The 21,824-nt window shown below is 68.6% G+C and carries 16 protein-coding genes; 9 read left to right on the forward strand and 7 right to left on the reverse strand.

The genetic code is table 11. The features are described from left to right. The first annotated feature begins 3 nt into the window (after positions 1-3). Both JRI60_RS01410 and JRI60_RS01415 read left to right on the forward strand, forming a co-directional pair. Positions 4-996, forward strand: coding sequence for an extracellular catalytic domain type 1 short-chain-length polyhydroxyalkanoate depolymerase (locus JRI60_RS01410; protein WP_204224001.1), 993 nt, complete (start codon positions 4-6; stop codon positions 994-996). Between the two features lie 135 nt (positions 997-1,131). Beyond that, entirely contained in the window at positions 1,132-6,819 is a 5,688-nt protein-coding gene (locus JRI60_RS01415; protein WP_239470281.1) for a sensor histidine kinase, read from the forward strand. Here the strand turns inward: JRI60_RS01415 and JRI60_RS01420 are convergent. Next, positions 6,795-7,349, reverse strand: coding sequence for a hypothetical protein (locus tag JRI60_RS01420; protein WP_204224003.1), 555 nt, complete (start codon positions 7,347-7,349; stop codon positions 6,795-6,797). The genes JRI60_RS01415 and JRI60_RS01420 overlap by 25 nt on opposite strands. A 215-nt stretch (positions 7,350-7,564) precedes the next feature. Here JRI60_RS01420 and JRI60_RS01425 point away from each other — a divergent pair, with 215 nt between their 5' ends. Further along, positions 7,565-8,452 (forward strand): N-acyl homoserine lactonase family protein, encoded by an 888-nt coding sequence (locus JRI60_RS01425; protein ID WP_239470282.1) that lies wholly within the window; start codon positions 7,565-7,567, stop codon positions 8,450-8,452. A gap of 60 nt (positions 8,453-8,512) precedes the next feature. Then, a complete protein-coding gene (locus tag JRI60_RS01430) occupies positions 8,513-9,379 on the forward strand; it encodes a GNAT family N-acetyltransferase (RefSeq protein ID WP_204224004.1) in 867 nt (288 codons plus the stop codon). 57 nt (positions 9,380-9,436) lie between these two features. On the opposite strand, the gene JRI60_RS01435 is transcribed toward JRI60_RS01430, so the two are convergent. After that, on the reverse strand, positions 9,437-9,832 hold the full coding sequence (locus tag JRI60_RS01435) for a hypothetical protein (RefSeq protein WP_204224005.1): 396 nt from the start codon (positions 9,830-9,832) through the stop codon (positions 9,437-9,439). A gap of 142 nt (positions 9,833-9,974) precedes the next feature. Between JRI60_RS01435 and JRI60_RS01440 the strand changes: the two genes are divergently transcribed. Both JRI60_RS01440 and JRI60_RS01445 read left to right on the forward strand, forming a co-directional pair. After that, positions 9,975-10,853: a DUF2381 family protein gene (locus tag JRI60_RS01440; protein ID WP_343213388.1), complete on the forward strand. Its 879-nt coding sequence runs from the start codon at positions 9,975-9,977 to the stop codon at positions 10,851-10,853. A 12-nt stretch (positions 10,854-10,865) separates the two neighbouring features. After that, positions 10,866-12,656: a serine/threonine protein kinase gene (locus JRI60_RS01445; RefSeq protein ID WP_204224006.1), complete on the forward strand. Its 1,791-nt coding sequence runs from the start codon at positions 10,866-10,868 to the stop codon at positions 12,654-12,656. A 97-nt stretch (positions 12,657-12,753) separates the two neighbouring features. Here the strand turns inward: JRI60_RS01445 and JRI60_RS01450 are convergent, their stop codons facing one another. The 4 genes from JRI60_RS01450 to JRI60_RS01465 form a co-directional block, all read right to left on the reverse strand. Next, a complete protein-coding gene (locus JRI60_RS01450) occupies positions 12,754-14,367 on the reverse strand; it encodes a glycine--tRNA ligase (RefSeq protein WP_204224007.1) in 1,614 nt (537 codons plus the stop codon). A gap of 134 nt (positions 14,368-14,501) precedes the next feature. Then, on the reverse strand, positions 14,502-15,755 hold the full coding sequence (cglB, locus tag JRI60_RS01455; protein WP_204224008.1) for an adventurous gliding motility lipoprotein CglB: 1,254 nt from the start codon (positions 15,753-15,755) through the stop codon (positions 14,502-14,504). Between the two features lie 167 nt (positions 15,756-15,922). Continuing rightward, positions 15,923-17,248, reverse strand: a complete 1,326-nt coding sequence (locus tag JRI60_RS01460; RefSeq protein WP_204224009.1) for a metal-dependent hydrolase family protein — start codon at positions 17,246-17,248, stop codon at positions 15,923-15,925. A 62-nt stretch (positions 17,249-17,310) separates the two neighbouring features. Beyond that, positions 17,311-17,796, reverse strand: a complete 486-nt coding sequence (locus JRI60_RS01465) for a hypothetical protein (RefSeq protein WP_204224010.1) — start codon at positions 17,794-17,796, stop codon at positions 17,311-17,313. A 270-nt stretch (positions 17,797-18,066) separates the two neighbouring features. Here JRI60_RS01465 and JRI60_RS01470 point away from each other — a divergent pair, with 270 nt between their 5' ends. Beyond that, entirely contained in the window at positions 18,067-18,417 is a 351-nt protein-coding gene (locus JRI60_RS01470; protein WP_204224011.1) for a helix-turn-helix domain-containing protein, read from the forward strand. A 106-nt stretch (positions 18,418-18,523) separates the two neighbouring features. Continuing rightward, the gene (locus JRI60_RS01475; protein ID WP_204224012.1) at positions 18,524-19,501 is read left to right on the forward strand and encodes an inositol monophosphatase family protein; all 978 of its coding nucleotides are present in this window, start codon (positions 18,524-18,526) and stop codon (positions 19,499-19,501) included. Here JRI60_RS01475 and JRI60_RS01480 read toward each other — a convergent pair. Next, entirely contained in the window at positions 19,489-20,736 is a 1,248-nt protein-coding gene (locus JRI60_RS01480) for an MFS transporter (protein ID WP_204224013.1), read from the reverse strand. The genes JRI60_RS01475 and JRI60_RS01480 overlap by 13 nt on opposite strands. A 47-nt stretch (positions 20,737-20,783) precedes the next feature. Here JRI60_RS01480 and JRI60_RS01485 point away from each other — a divergent pair, with 47 nt between their 5' ends. Further along, the gene (locus JRI60_RS01485; protein ID WP_204224014.1) at positions 20,784-21,758 is read left to right on the forward strand and encodes an AAA family ATPase; all 975 of its coding nucleotides are present in this window, start codon (positions 20,784-20,786) and stop codon (positions 21,756-21,758) included. Positions 21,759-21,824 lie beyond the last annotated feature (66 nt).

Raw genomic sequence — 21,824 nt, forward strand, 5'->3', positions numbered from 1 at the left:
ACCATGAAGCGGAGTGATGGCGTTTTCGCGCGCATCGGTGTGTTGCTGCTCGTGCTCGTCGCGCTGTCTGGAGCCCCGGCCCATGCCGGCTCGTGGGTTCATGGCAACTACACGAGTGTCTGGGGCTCCCGAGGTTTCCAGCTCTGGGTCCCGACTGGTTATCAGCCGGGACAGGCGCTCCCGCTGGTGGTGGCGCTGCACGGCTGCTTCCAGAATCCAGATCAATTCGCCGGCCTCTCGCGGCTGAATCAGAAAGCGGACGCGGAGAAGTTCCTGGTGCTCTACCCGAACCAGGCGACGATCACCAATGGCACACAATGTTGGAATTTCATGATCGCCACCAACCAGGAGCGTGGCATCGGTGAGCCTTCCCTCATCGTGGGCATGGTGGGCTGGGTGAAGAGCCGTTACACGGTGGACAACCACCGTGTCTATGTCGGGGGAGTCTCCGCGGGCGCGGTCATGAGCAGCATCCTGCTCGCCTGTTATTCGGATGTATTCGCCGCCGGCATGGTGGGGGCCGGGGCGATGTACAAGGCGGCGACCACCGCCTCCGGCAGCGCCTATGCCATGGTCTTCGGCAGCATCTACAACCCCGATGACCGCGGCCGTGACGCCTGGGAGTGCTCGGGCAGGCCTCGCTGGCAGGTGCCCGTGCTCGTCCTCCACGGCACCGAGGATACCGTCGTCAACCCGATCAACGGCGAGCAGGTGGTGCGGCAGTTCCTGCAGACCAACGATTACGGTGATGACGGTGCCAACAACGACAGCGTGCCCTACGCGCCCACCCGCGTCTGGTATGGCAGCGCGCCCGGCGGTCGCGCCTACACCGTCAAGGATTACCAGTACGCCGGCCGTCTACTGGTCCAGAAGTACGAGCTCCACGGCATGGATCACGCCTGGCCCGGTGGAGATCCCTCCTACCTGTTCTCGGACCCCTCCGGTCCCGATGCCACCTCCATCATGTGGGACTTCCTGAAACAGCATTCGCGTTAGGCCACTCTCCGAGCAAGGGCGCAGCGGGCTCGGGGTTGATCCGGTCCCACCGGGTTCGTACGATTTCCTGGCGTCGTGGCGTTGCCGGCTCGCGCGCGTCGGCCATTCCATGGCCGATGGGGGGCCGCAATGGCCATGACGACGAACACCGCCTCTGCCTACACCATTGTCGAGACCCTCCAGGCAGGCAGTGGCACGCGTCTGCTTCGCGCCTTCCGGAATTCAGATCACCAACCGGTCATCCTCAAGGTCATCGACTCGAAGCGCGGCCGTCCCCAGGACCTCGAGCGCTTGAAGCATGAGCTGGAGATTGGCAAGACACTGGACGTCCGGAGCGTCATCAGTCCACTCGCCCTCGGGACGTACGAGGGCCTCCCGGTCCTCATCCTGGAGGATTTCGGCGGCGAACCGCTCGATCACCTCCTCGGCTCACCGATGGACACCGGGCGTTTCCTCGCGCTTGCTCTGCGCATCACGGCGGCGGTCGCGGACGTCCATCGGCGCAGCGTCGTCCACAAGAACCTCAAGCCCCAGAACATCCTCGTCAGGGCCTCCACGGGTGAGGTGAAGCTGACGGACTTCAGTATCGCCTCGCGTCTCCCTCGCGAGCACACGTCCCCGCGCAGTCCGCGTCATATCGAGGGCTCCCTGCCCTATATGTCTCCCGAGCAGACCGGACGGACGAACCGGGCGATCGACAGCCGCTCCGATCTCTACTCGCTCGGCGTCACGTACTACCAGATGCTCACGGGCAGGCTTCCGTTCGACGCGAGAGATCCCCTGGAGTGGGTCCATTCCCACATCGCCCGCCTGCCTCCCTCGCCCTCCGAGGTCGTCCCGGGGGTGCCCGAGACGCTCTCGCGCATCGTGATGAAGCTCCTGGCCAAGACGGCGGACGAGCGCTACCAGAGCGCACACGGCCTCGCCCATGACCTGGAAAGGTGCCTGGCGCAATGGCGCGAGCACGGCGCCCTCGAGCCGTTCCCCCTGGGAGAGCGGGACGTCTCCGGCCTCCTGCGGATTCCCCAGAAGCTCTACGGACGCGAGGCCGAGCTGGCCCACCTGCGCGACGCCCTCGGCCGCGTGGTGACCCGGGGGACGCCAGAGCTCGTGCTCGTGGGCGGAAACTCCGGCATCGGCAAGTCCTCCCTCGTGCGCGAGCTCCACGAAACCGTCGTCCGGGCCGGAGGGAAGTTCCTGTCGGGCAAGTTCGAGCCGTACGCGAGGAACGTTCCGTATGCCACCGTGGCCCAGGCCTTCAAGGCGCTCGTGCTCGACCTGCTGGCCGAGGACGAGGAGCGGCTGCGCGCCACGAAGCAGGCGCTCTGGGAGGCGCTCGGTTCGAACGGCAAGCTGATCCTCGACCTGCTCCCCCCGCTCGAGCACCTCCTCGGAAGATTGCCGCCCGTTCCCGAGCTACCGCCCACCGAGGCGGAGCGGCGATTCCGCGGCGTCTTCCGGAAGTTCCTGGGGGTATTCGCCACACGCGAACACCCCCTCGTCCTCTTCCTCGATGATCTTCAATGGGTCGACTCGAGCAGCCTCGGCCTCATCGAGGATCTCCTCGTCGCGCCCGGGACGCGCCACCTGCTCCTCATCGGGACCTGGCGTGACAACGAGGTCTCCGCCTCGCACCCGCTCACGATGGCCCTCGAGCGGATACGGAAGACCTCCGCGCGGGTGAGTGGGCTCGTCCTCGAGCCGCTCCGGTTGGAGCACGTGGTCCAGCTCGTGGCGGACACCGTGCGCGCGGTGGACCGGGAGCATGTCCGCCCTCTGGCCACCCTGGTCTACGAGAAGACGGCGGGCACCCCCTTCTTCATCCTCCAGTTCCTGACGACCCTGTATGAGGAGCGACTGCTCGAGTTCGACGAGTCCTCCGCGACCTGGCGCTGGGACATCGAGCGGATCCGCCAGAAGGGCTACACGGACAACGTCGTCGACTTCCTGCTCGGGAAGCTCGTGGGGCTGCCCGCCACCGTGCAGGACGTCCTCGAAACCGCGGCCTGCATCGGCAGCAAGGGAAAGATAGCCCTGCTCGCGCTGGCGGGAGGGAGGTCCGAGGAGGAAACCCGCCAGGACCTGTGTGGTGCGATCCGCGAGGGGCTCGTCCTCTCCTCGCGAGATGCCTACGCCTTCGCGCACGACCGCGTGCAACTGGCCGCCTACTCGCTCCTGTCCGAGGGACACAGGGATGAGCTGCACCTGCGGATCGGCCGTCTGCTCATGGCTCGTACCCCGCCGGACGAGCTCGAGGAGCGGCTCTTCGACGTCGTGACGCAGCTCGATCTGGGCGCGGCCATGGTGACGGAGCCGGGGGAACGAACCCGTATCGCGGAGCTGAACCTGCGCGCCGCGCGCAAGGCCAAGGCCTCCGCGGCCTACCGGATCGCCACCAGCTACCTCGCCACGGGAATGGAGATGCTCGACAGGGACTCCTGGGAGCACCAGTACAGACTCACCTACGAGTCGTTCCTGGAACGGGCGCATTGCGAGTTCCTGAGCGGAAACTCCGACGAGGCCGGGCGGCTCTTCCCCGTGCTCCTGCGGCACGCCCGGACTCGCGTCGACAAGGCCGCCGTCATCTGCATCCAGATCAACACCCACCTCACCCGGGGTGAGCTCCGCGAGTGCATCGAGACCGCGCTCGCGGGGCTTCGGATGTTTGGGATCGAGATGTCGCCGAATCCCTCGGCGAGCGAGGTGGAGCAGGTCTACCGCTCGGTCTGGAACCATCTCGGCAACCGGCCTATCGAGGAGCTCCTCGCGCAGCCCCCCATGACGGACCCCGACGTGCAGGCCGCCATGAACATCCTGACCAATCTGCGCGTGCCCGCGTTCTCCTCGGACCTCCACCTCCTCAGCCTCTCCCTCTGCCACGCGATGCTCCTCAGCCTTCGCCACGGCAATGCCGCCACCTCGCCGCCCAACTACGCCTGGTTCGGCATGGTCCTGTGCCACGCGTATCACCGGTACGAGGAGGGATACCGGTTCGCCAGGCTCGCCCTCGAGTTGTCCGGGAGGTCCGAGCTCATCGCCTACAAGGCGAAGATGTACTCGTGCCTGGGGGTCGTCTCGTTCTGGAGCCGCCCCATCGACACGGGCCTGGAGTTCCTGCGCACCGCCATCAGGGTCGGCGAAGAGGACGGAGACGTGCTGGCGAGCTGTTACGCCTGGCACCACATCGTCAGCCAGATGTTCGTGCGGGGCGATACCCTGGCCGACGTCCATCGCGAATCAGGGCGGGGCCTCGACTTCATCCAACGGGCCAGATTCCAGGATGCCCTCGATACCACTCTCATCGTGGATCGCCTCGTCCAGGCCCTGCGGGGGGAGACCCGGCACCTCTCGAGCTTCGACGACGAGCGCTTCAGCGAGGCGGAGCTCGAGTCCCGGTTGCTCGGGGGGCAGAACAAGACGGTGATGTGCCTGTACCATTTGATGCGGCTCGCGGCGCTGTTCATGGCGGGTGACTACGCGGAGGCCCTCGCCGCGGGCAGGCGGGGCAAGGCACTGCTGGGGTCCTGCCTCGCCCTGGTCCACGTCTATCTCTTCCATTTCCATGACGCCCTGGCGCTGGCGGCCGTCTACTCCGAGCTCCCATCCGAACAGCGGCGAGAAGCCCTGGATGACCTCTCCGCGCACCACGAGCAGCTCCGGGAATGGGCGGAGCTCTACCCGCCGACCTTCCAGAGCGCTCATCTCCTCGTCTCCGCGGAGCTCGCCCGCCTGTCGGGCAGGGGTGAGGAGGCCATGCGGCTCTACGAGGAGTCCATCCGGTCGGCCCGGACGAACGGCCTCGTGCAGCACGAGGGGCTCGCCTACGAGTTCGCGTCGCGGTTCTACCGGACACGTGGGCTCGAGCTGATCGCCGACACCTACCTGCGCGAGGCCCGCGCCTGCTATGTGCGCTGGGGAGCCGAAGGCAAGGTGAAGTGGCTCGACCAGCGTCATCCCCACCTCGTGGAGAGACAGCCCCTCGAGCCCCTGGTCACCATCTCCGCCCGGACCGAGCAGCTGGATCTGCTCTCGGTATTCAAGGCGTCGCAGAGCATCTCGGGGGAGATCATCCTCGACAAACTCCTGCGCAAGCTGCTCGAGGTCGTGCTCGAGCAGGGCGGAGCGCAGAAGGGCTGCCTGCTCCTCTCCAGGGGGGGTGCCCTGTCGATCGAGGCCGAGGCGACACTCGTCGAGGGAAGAGGGGTGGTGACACAGGTCCTGCAGTCACAGCCCCTCTCGTCGTCGACGCTCGTCCCCGTCTCGATCGTCCATTACGTGGTGCGGACGAAGGAGCGCGTCATCCTCGACGACGCCGCCACGGCCGTGAAATACGCCTCGGACGCGTACATGGCCCACGCCCGGCCCAGGTCGCTCCTGTGTCTGCCCATCCTCCGGCAGGCCGAGGTGGTCGGTCTGCTGTATCTGGAGAACGACCTCGTCCCCGGCGCGTTCACGCCCGAGCGGCTCGCCGCGCTCGAGCTGCTCGCCTCCCAGGCCGCCATCTCCCTGGAGAACGCGCTGCTGCTCTCCAGGGAGCAATCGGCCCGGTCGATGGCCGAGCTCGCGGAGCGCCGCTCGAGGTTCCTCGCCGAGGCGGGAGAGCTCCTCTCGGAGTCACTCCAGTACGAGGCGACACTCACGCGGCTCAGCCGGCTGTGTGTCCGCTCGATGGCCGACTGGTGTGTGATCGACCTCGTGGAGGATGGGGCGCTCCGCCGCCTGGCCGGTGCGCACGCCGATCCCGCGAAGGAAACCCTGCTCCGCAAGCTCCAACTGCGTCATCCGCCTACCCAGGGTTCGGCTCATGGGGCGACCCGGGTGCAGCGCAGCCACCAGCCACTCGTCCTGCCGGAGCTGTCCGACGACATCATCCGGCGTATGACCGACGACGAGGAGCATCGGCAGCTCATCCATGCACTGGGGAGCCGCTCGGCGCTGGTCGTGCCCATCATGACACGTGGAGAGTTGCTCGGGGCGATCAGCCTCGTTTCGGGCGAGCCGGGGTTTCGCTACGGGAGCGCCGAGCTCGAGCTGGCACAAGAGGTGGCTCGCCGCGCCGCGACCGCCATCGATAATGCGCGGCTCTACAGGAAGACCCAGGAGGCCATCCGTGTGCGGGACGAATTCCTGTCCGTCGCCTCGCATGAGTTCAATACGCCGCTGACCTCCCTCACGCTCTCACTTCAAGCCCTGCTCAGGTCCATCCAGGTGGGACGGCGTGTCGAGCCACAGGAGCTGAAGAGGCAGCTCGAGCGCGCGCTGCTGCAGGGAGCACGCCTCGGCAGACTGAACCGCGCCCTCCTCGACGTCTCACTGCTGCACTCGGGGCGCCTTCCCCTGGAGCTCATGGATGTCGAGCTCGGGGCCGTCGTCCGCGAGACGCTCGAGCACTTCGCACCCGAGTTGGCACGGGCCCGGTGTCCCATCTCGGTCCAGGAAGACGCCCGGGCCGTGGGCTCGTGGGATCGCACCCGCCTCGGGCAGGTCGTCGCCAACCTCCTGTCCAATGCCATCAAGTTCGGAGCGGGTCGGCCCATCGAGCTCCACATCGGGATGCGGGACGGAAGAGCACGCTTGAGCGTCACGGACCATGGAATCGGCATCGAGCCGAGCCAGCGTGCCCGGATCTTCGGCCGCTTCGAGCGCGCCGTCTCGGAGAGGCACTACGGCGGATTGGGCCTCGGCCTGTACATCAGCCGAGGGATCGCCGAGGCGCATGGGGGGACGCTCCAGGTCGAGAGCCAACCGGGAGAGGGGGCGACCTTCACGGTCGAGCTTCCGTGTGCGGGCCCGACCGCTCAAGAGGGCAGGGTGAATCGGTAGACGACCTCCGGGTCGCCCCGGCTGAAGCCCTTGAGCACCTCGTGCGAAATCTCCATGCCACTCAGGTAGGCGATTCCGCCGGACGCGAAGCCCATCACCGACAGCTCGAAGTAGATGTGCGGCCGGGGCACGCCGGTGATGCGCAGCTCCGCCACGTTGCCGTTGATCTGCGCCGTCAGGTCTCCCGCGGTGAAGTAGCCCTTCCAGATGCCCGGAGTAAACAGCGCGAAGCGCCGGTGCTCCCCCTTGCTGAAGATGGCCTTGAGCTGACCCAGACTCAGCGCGTACTCGGCGGACTTCACGCCGTACTTCCAGTAGGCCTGCGGATCCCCCGCGTAGAACTGCCGGGTCAGGGCGTCATTGAGCCGCAGGAAGGCATCCGCCGGGATGCGCGTCACCGGCAGCACCGGCTGGGCGAAGAGGGGGTCCCGCTTCGCCTGCTCGGCGAGGAACGCGCGCCACCGCTCCACTCCGAAGGTCTGCTCCGCCTGGGCCTGTCGTGCCAGGAACGCAACGCCTTTGACATCCATTCGTGTGTCTCCGCTGCCGTCCGGCCTCGTATTCTGCGCGGTTTCGCGCCCGTGTGCGATACGCAGCGCGACAATCCGGCGGCGGCATCTGCCTTCAGGACCTGATGGGCACGGGACGTCGAGCGTGGCCGCGTGTGCGGGGGCGGTTTTGCTTCGACATTTTTCGTACCCGAAATTACAGAATGGAGACTCGGGTCCCGAGCCGACAACTGGAGATGAAGAAGAACATGTCCCGAATCCCTCGCCTGCTTTTGTTCATGCTCTTGCCCGTGCTTGGCGCCGCGTGCGCCGGGGCGAGGTCACCCGCCGCCGGCGCGCCGGGCTCCACCGCCGAGGATGCACCTGCGATTCGTCTCTACGTGCTCGACTGCGGCCGGATCGAAATCAATGACATGGGCTTCTTCTCGGGCAGCGGCGCGCCCACGGGTCAGGCCGGCACGCTCACCGTCCCGTGCTTCTTGATCCGGCATCCCCAGGGCGTGTTCTTGTGGGACACGGGGCTGAGTGACTCCCTTGCCCAGGCGCCCGGGGCCGACCCGGTGGGGAACCGGACCTACGTCGATACTCCGCTGAGCGCTCAATTGAGGCAGCTCGGTCTCGAGCACGCGGATGTGCGCTACGTCGCCCTTTCACATCTGCATGCCGACCATGCCGGCAATGCCAACGCGTTCACCTCGTCCACGTGGATCCTCCAGAGGCGCGAGCTCGAGTGGGCGACCCAGACCCCGACGCCACTGGGTGTGGATGCGACGGTGTTCTCCGCGTATCGCACGGCGAAGCTGCAGCTCCTCGACGGCGATGCCGACGTCTTCGGCGACGGCAGCGTGCGCATCGTCCAGACGCCCGGGCATACCCCCGGACATCAGTCGCTCGTCGTCCGGCTTCCGCGGGCGGGCACGTTCGTCCTGTCGGGCGACCTCTGCCATACGCGCGAGAACTGGCGGAACCATGTCGTGCCGCACTTCAGCTTCAGCCGTCCGCAGATGATCGAGTCCCTCGACCGGGCCGAGGCGCTCGTCAAGGACTCCCACGGGCGCTTCGTGGTGCAGCATGCGCCGGAGGACGTGCGCGCACTGCCGAAGTTCCCGGCCTATCTGGAGTGAGGGAGCGGAATTCGCACGGGCCGTTGAGCGCAACCCGGCGGGATGGGGGAGACTGCCTTCATGACGACCCCCGCCGCCGTGGAAATCGACCACCGGGACCGCGCACTGCAAGCCGCCTTCTGTGACTACGTGCCTCAGGTCTTCCGCACCGTGGACTTCCGGCGCTGGTGCGCGTGGGGCGAATGGAACGACGACTACCGCGCCTTCGTGGTGCTCGACGAGGGGCGCGTGGTGGCCAACGCGTCGGTGATGCGGATGCGGCTGCGTGTCGAGGGCCGCGAGGTCATCGGCTACCAGCTCGGCGCGGTCGGCTGCGTGCCCTCCCACCGTGGCCAGGGGTTGTCGCGGGTGGTGATGCAGGCGGCGCTCGAGCATTGCGGCGACGCGCCCGTGCTGTTGTTCGCCAACAAGAACGTGCTCGGCTTCTATCCGCGCTTCGGGTTCACGCCTCGGGAGCAGGCGCTGTTCGGTGCCGCGTTCCACGCGGAGCCGGGAGGCGAGCCCGCGCCGGTGCTCGAGCTGGCCGAGGCCGACGTCCGCGCGGGACTGGTCTCGCTGTGCGACGAGGGGCTCGCGGTGACCGAGCGGTTCGGCGCGCGCGGCCATGCGAGAATCGCGAGCTGGTATGCGGCGACTGCCTTCTCACGACCGCTGCGCCAGCTGCGCGCCGATGCCTGGGTGTTCGCCAGCGTCGAGGACGGCACGCTGTATATCGACGACATCTTCGCGCGCGAGCTCTTCGACCTGCGCCCCCACATCCCGCGATTGATTGACCAGCCCATCACCGCGGTCCACTTCGGCTTCACGCCCGAGCGCTGGTGGCCCCAGGCAGGTGTCGTTGGCGAGGACACGGAGGCCTACCTCTTCGTGCGCAACCTGGCGCTGCCGCCTGGGCCCCATCGGTTTCCGGTGATGGCACGAACCTGACGTGAGGGAGGCCGGTTGACACACCCTGGCTTCCCTCCCCTCCAGCGAACCTGGCGCTCACTTGCTCGGAGGCTGTTCGAGCGCGACCACGGCCTTGATCGCCCCCGCCGCGTCGAGCACGAGCAGGCGGGCAGACGCGGCGTGCCCCTTTCGCGCCGGATTCAGCACGAGTCGCAGCGCGGGCTCACCGTCGCTCTGCGGCTTGAGTGCGAACAGCCTCCTGCCGTCGCGCTCCTCGAGAAGCGAGAGCTTCGCCTCGAACACGCGAATGGCGATCCTCGTGCAGGCGGTGGTGTCGCCGAAGGCATCGAGCTGGCAGATGTTCGGATCCAGCGACACCTGCACCGCGTCCCCGTTGGCGGAGATCGCGATGCGGTGGACCGCCTGCCCGTTGGAGAGCGGAAGGGACGTCACCTGGTACGGCGTCTCGAACTCCAGACGGAGCTGCTTCATGGTGTCCTCCTTTCCGGTAGAGAGGCGTCGGCGGAAAAGTGACACGCGGCCCGCGGCGCCTGTTTGTAAAGACCCTCGCCCCTTTGGTGCTGGCTGTCCCGGGTGCGACCTCTGCTAGGGTGAACCGCAGAGGTCACCCATTTTGGCACTACCATCGACCCTTCACCTCCTGGTCCTCCTCACCCTGTCCCCGGCGACGCCCTCGGCAGCCGAGCCCTCCACCCGAGAGCGCCAAGAGCGGCAGATCGTCATTCCCTCCAGCCCGGACGAGCCGGTGCCGGAGGTGCGGGTGGCGGCCAACACCCTCACCCTCTTCCGCTTCGACGCCCCCATCGATCGGGCCTCGGTGGAAGTGGAGGGGCGGACAACGCGCTTCCGGGTGGTGGACGTGGGCGACCGGACCCTCATCCTCGAGCCCGCGGTGGAGCCGGGCTCCGGAGAGAAGCTGGGTGTACGGGTGCGCTACCGCGACGGCGCCACCCCGGCGTACGCCACCTTCTCCCTCGTCTCCCACTCCACGCAGGTGGACAAGGAGGTGGAGGTGGTGCGCCGTCCACGCTCCGTGGAGGCGCTGGAAGCAATGCTGGCGGAGAAGGAGGCGGCGCTCGCCGCGTTGCAGGGCGCGAGTGGGCCCGCCGGGCTCGTCTTCTTCGGGCGGCTCGACCTCAAGGGCGTACAGGCCCAGCGTATAGAGGTACCCCTGGGTACACAGGGGGGACTGAACGTGGTGACGGGGGAGGCGTATCGCGCCGGCACCTGGGCGCTCGCCGTCGTTCGCGTGCTCAATCTTCCGGGGCAGAAGCCCTGGGAGCCAGGGGCGGCTCGCCTCACCCGGCCAGACGGTACCCCGGTGAAGGTGCGCTCCGTGGACATGGACAGGGCGCTGCTCGGGCCAGGCGAGGAGGGCCTCGTGGCTGTAGAGACGGAGTCCCCTTTCTGGAAGGTGAGCGAGGCCCTTCGCCTGGAGCTGCTCGACAAGAGTGGCAGCCGGCGTCTCCTCATCTCCGAAGTGAAGCTATAGGAGCGTCGGCCCATGACAGTGGAAGCTCTGCATCCGGACCATCTCCAACCCGGCCACATGGTGGGGCCCTGGCGCATCGTCCAGGTACTGGGCCGTGGCGGCTCCTCCCGCGTCTTCTTGGTGGAGCGGGACAGCAAGCCCTACTCCCTGAAGATGGGATTGCTCCCGCTCTCCGAGGCCCAGGAAGGGCTCTCGGAAGAGGAGTACGTGGAGGAGAAGAGCGCCTACCGGAGGCTGGCGCGCGAGGCGGCGACGCTCTTCACCTACGCCTCCCACCCCAACCTGCTGCGCCTGTACGCGGTGGACTGCTGGCCCAACCCCAGTATGGGCTACCCCTTCCTCGTCACCGACTACCTGGACGGGGACAACTGGCACCAGTGGCGCTGGCGCAACCCTCCTCACGCCGCCAGGCTGGTGGACACCTTCAGCGACGTGGTGCGCACCGTGGGCGTGCTGCACCAGCGCGGCGTGTACCACCGGGACTTGAAGGCGGAGAACCTTCTCATCCGCCGCGAGGACGGCAGGCCCTTCCTCATCGACTTCGGCACCGTGCGTCTGCCGGGAGCCCTCACCAGAACCCTGGGACTGCCCGAGGGCGTCATGCACCTGCTGCCGCCCGAGCTCCTGGCCTACACGCGCACCGAGGCATGGAAGAAGGGGGTGCCCTTCAACGGGGGCGCAGCCGCGGACCTGTATGCCTTGGGGGCGTTGCTCTTCCAGTCTCTCGCGGACCTGCACCCCTTCAACCCCGAGCTGCCTGACGAGCAGCTGGTGGCCGCCATCGCCACCGTGTCCCCAACAGCGCCCCACCTGCTCAACCCCCTGGCGCCGCGCTCCCTCAGCGACATCGCCATGAGGTTGCTGGAGAAGAAGCCCGAGGACCGGTACCCCAGCACTGGGGCGCTGCTGCAAGCGCTGGAGGAGGCAGCCGAGCGGGAGAGGGAGTCCCCCGCCTGGAAGGTGCCTCTCTTCGAGGCCGAGCAGGGGCCAGGGGAGCCACCGCCCAAGGACGAGGTAACTCCGCTGGCCCTGTCTCCGGAAACGGCGCGCGAGGTTCCACCGGAGGCTCAGCCATCCAAGGAGCAGGAGCGCCAGATACCGGAGCCACAGGAGGCCCTTGCGGCTCCTGGTTGCCTCCGGCGCGCGAGGTGGCCCCTGGTCCTCCTCGCGAGCCTGACTGTACTCGGCCTTGTCTTGTGGCTGGCACGCTCCACACTCGCGCCCCCACCCGAGGCGCTGCCGCCTGGGTCTGAACGTTCCGAGAAAGGAAGCCCGCCCGTGTCCACCACTCCCCCCTCCACCTCCTCGAGTTTCCTCGCCGCCTGGCTGTGCGCCGTCGTCGGCATCGGCTGTCCTGGTGTCCAGGTGAGGCCTCCGGAGTCCGAGGACTGCCCGAAGGAGGCGGCAGAGGCCATGACTCAGGAACTGAAGATTGACTGGGGCAGCCCTCTTCGGGCCGTCGTGGACATCAACCAGCCCGGCGCTCAGAGCGACACGGGCGTCTACCAGGATGGGCCTATCATCGGGCGTGTCGTGGAGGGCGACGGCAACCTGCCCGAGGGGACGCTGCTCCACGGCCGCCTCTGGACGGGCCCCGGCATCTACGACATCGCGGGGGATGTGGAGCGCCCGGCTGTCCTGGGCCGCTACACGCTGGCCGTGCTGCCCGATGGGCGGAAGTACCCTGTCTGCATCGTGCTGGGAGACAGGGACGGGCGTGTGCCCAAGTCGGAGGGCTCCAAGCCCGGCGCCGCCGTGCTGGCGCGCGCGCTGCCGGTGAGCCCCGTCTGGCGCTGGCCGTGAGGCCCAATGTCCCGAAGCGTTGGCTCCGAGCCCGGGCCTCTCGCTCGACGTCGAGCGACTACGGCCCGGGCAGGGGGTCAGACGATACGTAGGGCCTTCACTGCATCTTCTCTCGCAGGTAGGTCTCGAGCTCGGAGATGGCGACGCGCTCCTGCGCCATGCTGTCGCGGTGGCGCACGGTGACCGTGTCCTTGAGCGCCGTGTCCTTCCCCTCACCGAGCGTGTCGAAGTCCACCGTGATGCAGAACGGTGTGCCGATCTCGTCCTGGCGCCGGTAGAGCTTTCCGATGGCTCCGGTGTCGTCGTAGACGATGCGCATCGCTCCGGTGGACTGGAGCTTCCTGCGGATGCTCTTCGCCGTGCTGACGATCTCCGGGTTGTTCTTCTTGAGCGGAAGCACCGCCACCTTGATGGGCGCCAGGTGCGGCTTGAAGTGCAGCACCGTCCGGTAGAACTCGTCGACCACCGGGTCCACCTGGCCGCGCAGCTTCTTGGCCACCTCGATGCTCTCCGCGCCGGGCATCGACAGGAGCCCCGTGACGGATGGCAGCCGCTCGCCGAGCGCCTGGGAGATGCGCTCGCCCTCGGCGAGGAGCGCCTCCTTCGCCTGGGCCGGAATCTTGTCGTTGCGGCTCACCGACTTGAGGAACGTGCCGAGCGCCTCTTCCACCGGCTTCAGGCGGTCCGCCGGAGCGGGCTTCACCTGCTCCTCCGCGTAGGCCTCGCTCAGGAGCGCGAGCACGCCGCGGTCCACGCCGGCCGACGGCTCGATGACGAAGGGCACCACGTGCTGCTTCGTCTCCGGGTCGAAGTACGTGAGCTTGTCGGTGCTGTGCGAGTTGGGGCTGACGCGCGCCCTGAGCCCGAGCGAGCCCTGGTCCTTGCTGTGCGAGCCCAGGTCGTAGTCGGTGCGGTTGGCGATGCCCTCCAGCTCCTCCAGCCCGTGCGGGAAGCGGTAGAGCAGGTCCACCGTCGCCTTGGCGTAGTGGGCGAGCTCCTCGGGCTTCTGGTGGTACGGCTCGAGGTTCTGCCGGGACAGTCCCACCGACAGCCACCAGTTGATGCGATCCTCCACCCACTTCTTGTGCCACCCCTCGTCCTCGCCCGGGCGGACGAAGAACTCGATCTCCATCTGCTCGAACTCGCGGACGCGGAAGATGAAGTTGCGCGGGGTGATCTCGTTGCGGAACGCCTTGCCGATCTGCGCGATGCCGAACGGGAGCTTGCGCGACGTGGAGTCGAGCACGTGCTTGAAGTTGACGAAGATGCCCTGCGCCGTCTCGGGCCTCAGGTACGAGAAGGACTCGGGGTCCGGCACCGGGCCGATCTGCGTCTTGAACATCAGGTTGAACGGACGCGGCTCGGTGAGCTCCGTGGACGCGCAGTTGGGGCACTTGCCGGAGATCTGATCCGCGCGCCAGCGCATCTTGCACTGCTTGCAGTCGACCATCGGGTCCACGAACGTCTCTTCGTGGCCGGAGTAGCGCCAGGTCAGCTTGTTCATGAGGATCGCCGCGTCGATCCCCTCCATGTCCTCGCGCTCCCAGACGTTGGCGCGCCACCAGGCCAGCTTGAGGTTGTTCTTCAGCTCGACGCCGAGCGGACCGTAGTCGTAGGTGCCCTGAAGACCGCCGTAGACCGCCGAGCCAGGAAAGATGAATCCCCGGCGTTTACACAGGGAAACCAACTGCTCCATCGTCTGCGCGGGCATCGGTGTATCGCTCCTTCACATGCCAGATTGGCGAAGGGTGGCAGCCTACACCGGCTGGTACGGAAGACGAGGGCGAGTGGGGGGGCGGGGGCCAGCCCATCGGCGAGCGCGTGCCCTGGCCCCCTGCCTGCGGGCTACCGCTTCCGGACGGCGCGCACTTCGATGTTCGCCGGGTTGGCCGGCGTGGACTCCCCGAGGCGCGCACACACGGAGCCCGTGAAGCGGATGGTATCGCCCGACATGGTCCAGGTGTCCGGACCCTGATCCACACGCTCGCCGTTCAGGTACACCACCACCAGGTCATCGGTGCTCGGAAGCTCCTCGGGATCGAAGGTCAGCAGGCACGGATCCGAACCGATCTTCTTGGTGATCTCCTTCAGCGCATTCACCAGCTCGGTCCTGTTGGCCGCCTGATAGAAGCCGCGGTTGCACACCCCCGCCGCCTTGTCGCACGTGTCGCCCGTGCCACAGTCCAGGTCCACCTTGCACGTGCGCGCGAAGCCACCCGCCCTGGCCATGGCGTTGAGGGTCACCGCGCCCTGGCGCCCCGACTCATTGTTGGCGTTGAAGTCCGCGCCGAAGCCGATGACGATGGTCTGGATGTTCTTGGCGCGCAGCTTCTCCACCGCCACCACCGAGGCATCCTTGTCGAGGCAGCCGTCCTCCGGCGCGTACTCGCAACCACCTTCCAGCGTGCAGAAGCACGCGGAGTTCGGGTACGGCTTGGGGAACTGAGCGTTGCAGTTGGGCAGTCCGTCCGTCAGCACCACCACGAAGTCGGAGCGTTCCTCCGTCTGCAGCTCCGGAAGCTTGCCCACGTACTCGAGGCTCAGACCCGTGGGCGTACCCCCCTCCGGAACCCTGTCGTCCGACGCCGTCCTGTAGGTCTTGATGCTCTGGATCTCCGCCAACACACTCTTGGCGTTGGCATCGAGCGTGACATCGTCTTCCTTGTCCGCGGTGGGCAACGGAATCGCCACCGAGCCCGTGGAGCCGCAGTAGTCATCCGACGGGTAGGTGGTGAGGCCGATGCGGGCAATCGTCCCGCTGCTGCCCAGGAAGTCCCCCATCGCCTTCTGCAGCGCGCTCCAGCGCGTGTCGCAGCCGCTCGAGATGGGACACTGGAACGTTTCGTCGCCGCAGACCACGTTGTTCCTCTTGCAGGCGGCGAGGCTCGGGTCCGCCGGCGCCGTCATCGAGCCGGACGTGTCCACCAGCAGCATCAGGTTCGGCTTGCGCTCACGCGCCTCTATCCGCCGCGTCTCCGTCGTCTGGGTGATGGCCAATGGCTCCACCGGCTCGAAGTCATAGGTCTGGCAGCCCGTGGCGAGCATTCCACCCAGGGTGCCCAACACCAGGGCGCTCGGAAGATTCAGCTTGGCGCGCATAGATTGAAGTCGCTCCTCGATCATCAGGCGGCGAGGGTACCCTCTCGCCCGCGCGCTCGGCCAGCATTCACCGCCGGGCGGAGCGGACCCGCCGCTCGATGTCTTCCGCGAAAGTGGGAATGGCGAGGGGCGGCTCCGGCGGCGGGAGAATATTGCGTCAGCGGTGGCTACCGGGCGCTCGGGGCGGACACGGGGGCCCTGTCGTCGCGGTACACGACGCCCTCCTTCATGACGAAGAAGACCTGCTGGGTCCGGCGGATGTCCTGGAGCGGGTCCCCGGGCACGGCCACCACGTCGGCCAGCTTCCCCGCCTCCAGCGTGCCCAGGGTGTCCTGCACCCCGAGCAGCTCGGCGCCGTGCACGGTGGCGGAGCGCAGGGCCTCGGCGGGCTTCATCCCCGCCCCCACCAGCAGCGCGAACTCCTCGGCGTTGCGCCCGTGGGCGTACACCCCGGAGTCCGTGCCGAAGGCCATCCGCACGCCGCTCGCGATGGCCTTGCGCATCGCCTGCCGATGCGCCGCCCCGGCCTCGCGCGCCTTGCGGGCGACCTCCGGCGGCAGCATCCCCTTGTCGGCGCGCTCCAGCACAGTCTGCAGCGCGAGCGCCGTGGGCACGAACCAGGTGCCCTGCTTCTTCATCAGCGCCAGCGCCTCGTCGTCCAGGAACGAGCCGTGCTCGATGGAGTCCACGCCCGCGCGGATGGCGCGCTTGGCTCCCTCCGCCCCGTGCGCGTGCGCGGCCACCTTGCGCTTGTGGGCATGGGCCTCGTCGATGAGCGCATCCAGCTCGGCCTGGGTGAGCTGGGGCGAGCCCACGTCGTCATTGAAGCTGAGCACGCCGCCGGTGGCGCACACCTTGATGAGGTCCGCCCCGTACTTGATGTTCTCGCGCACCTTGACGCGGAAGGCCTCGGGGCCGTCGGCGACGCCGCGCGAGGCCTCCTCCACGAGCAGGCCCTTGCGGAACGAGTTGCCGTCGTCGCAGTGACCGCCGGTGGTGCCCAGCCCCGCGGTGGCGGTGAGGATGCGCGGGCCCACGGCGACGCCGCGGCGGATGCCATTGCGCAGGCCCACGTCGATGAAGTCCGGGCCTCCCAGGTTGCGCACCGTGGTGAAGCCCGCCATCAGCGTGGCCCGCGCGAAGGGCAGCGCGTCGAGCGTCTGCTCGGCGATGGTGCGCTGGAAGGAGTCGAGCACGTCCTGGCGCCAGTCCTCACCCGGTTGGGTGGTGAGGTGCGTGTGCGCGTCCAGGAAACCGGGCAGCAGCGTGGCGTCGCCCAGCTCCAGCACCTCGGCGCCCGCGGGCACGGGGGCGGTGGGGCCCACCGCGGAGATCCTCCCCCCCACCACGACGACCTGGCCGGGGGTGACGAGCTTCCCGCTCTTCGCGTCGAAGAGGCGGGCGGCCTTGAGGACGAGGGCGCGGGGTGGAGCGGGCTCGGCGGCGGAGGCGGGCAGCGCGAGGAGGGCGGCGAGCAGGAGCACGTGTCTCATGCGAGCCATTCCCTTCCGCGCCCGCCTTCCGAGTCAAGGCATTCGCCGGGCACGGGGCCCGCTCACGGCGTGTGCGTCTGGGCCCAGTAGGAGATGACGGCCTCGTCGTCGACGATGCGCGAGTGGAAGTGGTCCCACATGTCGGTGACGGCCACCGCGTGGCCCTTGGACAGCTTGGGCGTGAGGTAGAGGGCGTAGTACTCGGCGCCGCTGCCGTCGTCGGCGGGGCCCAGCTTGTCCAGCGGGCGCTTCGTCACCGGACACATCAGCGTGCAGCGTGTGCCCGGGGCGATGTCGATGAAGCCCACCTTCCGCTTGTCCCCGTGGATGGGGGAGAGGTGGACGATGCCCTCGCGCCCATCCGGGGTGCGCACCAGCAGACTGACGGCGGGGTAGTTGTTGAACTTCACGTCCGAGTAGCCGACCAGGTTGTGCCCACCGGGGCCAAAGGCCTGCGTCACCACCAACGTCACCTTCTCGTCGATGGGCTGGATGCTCGCGTGCTTCTCGGGGATGTCGTTCTGGGGGTCGACGTGGTTCTTGGGCATGGGCGGGGGCCTCCCTTTGGGGAGCAGCAAGATAGCGACGCTGGCTCCTGGCGAACACCCTGGGTCGTCTCCTACCCGATGTGGGGTGGGGGAGGACCGACTCCGCGAGTCACGTGGGAAACCGGCGGGCGGGACGCGCGGCCATACCTCCAAAGGGGGGAAGAGTCGGCGCAACCCCTCGTGTTGGTAGTGGGCATTGACAGGACGTATCAAGTTCGTAAGGTAGGGACACTCGCTGGATGCCTTCCGTCCGCTCTGGAGACCCCTGCCATGTCCCGGCTCCCCGACCGTGTTGAACATCCGTTGTCGATGTCCCTTGGAGCGGCGGTCCTGGCCGCCCGGCTGCGCGCGGCGCTCACGCCGTCCGAGGTGGCGCGCCGGGTGGGCGTGCCGCTCGACATGTATGGCCGTATCGAGCGGGGCGAGACGTTCCCCAGCGTCCTCACGCTGCGGCGGCTGTGCCTGGCGCTGGAGATTCCCTCGGACGAGCTGCTGGGGCTGGATGCTCCCGAGTCCCTGGACATGAACCGCCTGGTGAGCGCCGCGCGCGGGTTGAAGGTCTCGCAACTGCGGCTGCTGCACCGGCTGGCCGAGTCGCTCCTCCCTTCCCAGCGGGGGTGAAGCGTCCCGAGAGTCGCTGCTCGCCCGACAGGGCGTGGATAGAGTCCCTTCCGAGGACCCTCCGTCCATGAGAGAAGGGGCTGGCCCAACCATGGAGCAGCCGAGCGTGCGAGAGCTACAACCCATCATCGACGCGGTCCGACTCGCGTGTGAGCTATGCCGCCGGGTCCAGTCTTCCGAGGCGGGTGTCACCCGAAAGAGCGACGCCAGTCCCGTCACCATCGCGGATTACGGCTCGCAGGCCCTGCTGTGCCGGGCCATCCGCCGCCACTTCCCCGATGACGGCGTCATTGCCGAGGAGGGCGGTGAGGCCTTCCTCTCCGTGCCCCAGCCCGAGCGGGAGCAGGCCCTGCGCCTGGTGGGCAGGTTGCTCGGGGAGCAGGTGGGCGAGGAGGACTTCGTCCGTTGGCTGGACCATGGGCGCGGTGTGCGCTCGGACCGGATCTGGGTCATCGACCCCGTGGACGGCACCGAGGGCTTCGTCCACGGGCGCGCGTATGCCGTGTGCGTGGGGACGCTGGTGGAGGGCGAGCCCCGGGATGGCGTCATCGGCGCGCCGGTGTCGCCGCTGGACGAGGGGGGCACGCTCTTCTACACGGACGGCGGCGGCGCCTGGTCCGAGCTGCTCGCGGGCGGCGAGCCGCGCCCCCTGCACGTGTCAGACCGCGCGGATCCTCCGAGCCTGCGCATCGTGGAGAGCTACGTGATGGGTCGGCGCTCGCGGGAGATCGCGGACCGGGTGTACGCGGAGGCGGGGCTCGATGCGCGGCGCATCAAGCGCTACGACGGCATGGTGAAGTACGCGCTGCTGGCGGCGGGGGCGGCGGACCTGTACGTGCGAGGGCCTCGGGACTCGCGGAAGAATCCGCACAAGCTCTGGGACCACGTGGCGGGCACGGCGCTGGTGCGCGCGGCGGGCGGCCAGGTCACGGGGCTGGATGGCCGGGCGGTGGACTTCTCGCAGGGCACGGAGCTGCGCACCCCGGGGCTGCTCGTGAGCAACGGGCGCATCCACATGCGCCTCGTCGAGGCCATGGAGCGCGTGGCCGGCGAGGAGTGGGGCTTCCTGTCTCACTCCCACTGACGCGGCGCGGGGCGCTTCCACAGGTCCCGCGTCCACCCCAACCACCAGGCGCCGTAGGCGAGTGACAGCCCGGCCAGCCCCCAGGAGGCCTGGGTCAGGCCCACGGTCTCGGCGGCGGCCCCCGCGGCCAGGGAGGACACGCCGACGGTGAGCGTGGCCAGTCCGAAGTCGATGGCGAGCACGCGCCCGCGCATCCCATCCGGCGTGGACATCTGGAGGCCATAGGTGGAGAGGACCCATTGCGCGCCGCCGCCCAGGTGCGCCAGCAGCACGCACAGGGCGGCCAGCGGCAGCGAGGGGGCCCAGGGCAGCAGCAGGTAGGCGAGCCCGTACGTCAGCATCGAGCCGCCGCACACCAGGAGCAGGCGCCGCCCGTCGTCACGGGCCCAGCCCTGGCCGAGGAAGGGGCCCAGCAGCGCGCCCAGCCCGCGCGCGGCCAGCAGCATGCCCACGCCCGCGTCCCCCGAGGCGAAGCGGGTGGTGGCGAAGGCGGGCAGCAGCCCGACGATGCCATTGCCCAGCCCCACGCCGAGCTTGGTGAGGAGCAGCGAGCGGGTGAGTCGGCTCTGGCGGGTGAGCGTCCACACCTCGCCCAGCTGGCGCCACATGCCGTGGGCGGAGGGGGGGCCGTGGTGCTGGAGGGGGCGGCGGATGCCCCACACGAGCAGGGCGGAGACGAGGAAGGTGGCGGCGTTGAAGAGGATGCTGACCTCGCGGCCGAAGGCGAGGGTGGTGAGGCCTCCCACGGCGGCGCCGATGAAGAGCATGGTGCCCCAGACGCCGCCCATGGCCGCCTGGGCGAGGGAGAGCTCCTCGGGGGCGACGACGTTGGGGACGGAGGCCTCGGCGACGGGGTCGAAGAAGGAGGAGAGCGCGGCGAGCAGGGCCACGCAGGCGATGGCGAGCCCGGGGGAGTGCCAGCGCAGGGCGGCGAGCAGGCCGAGCGCGGGCAGCACGCGCAGCAGATCCACGGCGACCATGAGGCGCTTGCGATCCACGCGGTCCGCGATGAGGCCGGCCAGGGGAGAGAGGAGGAAGGCGGGCAGGACGCTGGCGGCGTGCACGGCGGCGGCCGAGCCGGGGCGGCCGGTGGACTCGGTGACGAAGCCGCTGATGGCCACGAAGGCGAACCAGTCGCCGAGCAGGGAGACGACGGTGGCGCAGAAGAGGCGTCGGTAGTCCGGGTTGCGCCGCAGCAGCGGCAGCACGTTCCAGACGGAGGCGGGGGAGGCCATGGGGAGGGCGGGAGACTAGCCGTGGCGTGCTACGCTGCGCGTCCAGAATGTCATCGTCCCCTGTGAAGGTCTCCCTCACCGAGCGTGCGGCTCCGGTGCGCGTGCTGGTGTCCCGGCTGGCCGACAACCTGGAGCGAGTCATCCGCGGCAAGCGCGAGGCGCTGGAGCTGGTGCTGTGCGCGGTGGCCGCCGGAGGGCACGTGCTGCTGGAGGACGTACCGGGCACGGGGAAGACGACGCTGGCGAAGGCGCTGGCGCTGAGCATCGGCGGCAGCTTCAAGCGGGTGCAGTTCACGCCGGACCTGCTGCCCACGGACATCGTCGGCGCGTCCATCTTCAATCCGCAGGAGGGCACGTTCCGCTTCCGGGAGGGGCCGCTGTTCGCCAACGTGTTGATCGCCGATGAGATCAACCGGGCCTCGCCACGTACGCAGTCGGCGCTGCTGGAGGCGCTGAGCGAGGGGCAGGTGACGGTGGATGGGCAGTCGCACGTGCTGGCGCCGCCGTTCCTGTGCATCGCGACGCAGAACCCGGTGGAGTTCCACGGCACGTATCCGCTGCCCGAGGCGTCGCTGGATCGGTTCGCGGTGCAGCTGTCGCTGGGGTACCTGCCGGAGGACGAGGAGCGGACGCTGCTGATGACGCGCTCGGGGCCGCCGCCGCTGGAGGGGATGAAGCCGGTGTGCACGGTGTCGGAGGTGACGGAGCTGCAGAGGCAGGTGCAGGAGGTGAAGCTGGAGGAGTCGGTGGCGGACTACCTGCTGCGAATCGTGCAGGCGACGCGAGGGCACCCGAGCATCCGGCTGGGGGTGTCGACGCGCGGGGCGCTCGTGTACGGGCGGATGGCGAGGGCGCGGGCGTTGATGCAGGGGCGGGACTACGTGCTGCCAGAGGACCTGAAGGCGCTGGGAGTGCCGGTGCTGGCGCACAGGCTGGTGCTGGATACGCGGGCGCGCTACGCGGGAGCGGACAAGCGAGCGCTCACGAAGGAGCTCGTCGGCTCCGTGCCTGTGCCCCGGTGACTCAACTCCCCCTCTCCCTCTGGGAGAGGGACGGGGTGAGGGTATAAGTGTCCGTGTTCTGCACCC

It is taken from the genome of Archangium violaceum (assembly GCF_016887565.1).
GTDB lineage: Bacteria > Myxococcota > Myxococcia > Myxococcales > Myxococcaceae > Archangium > Archangium violaceum_B.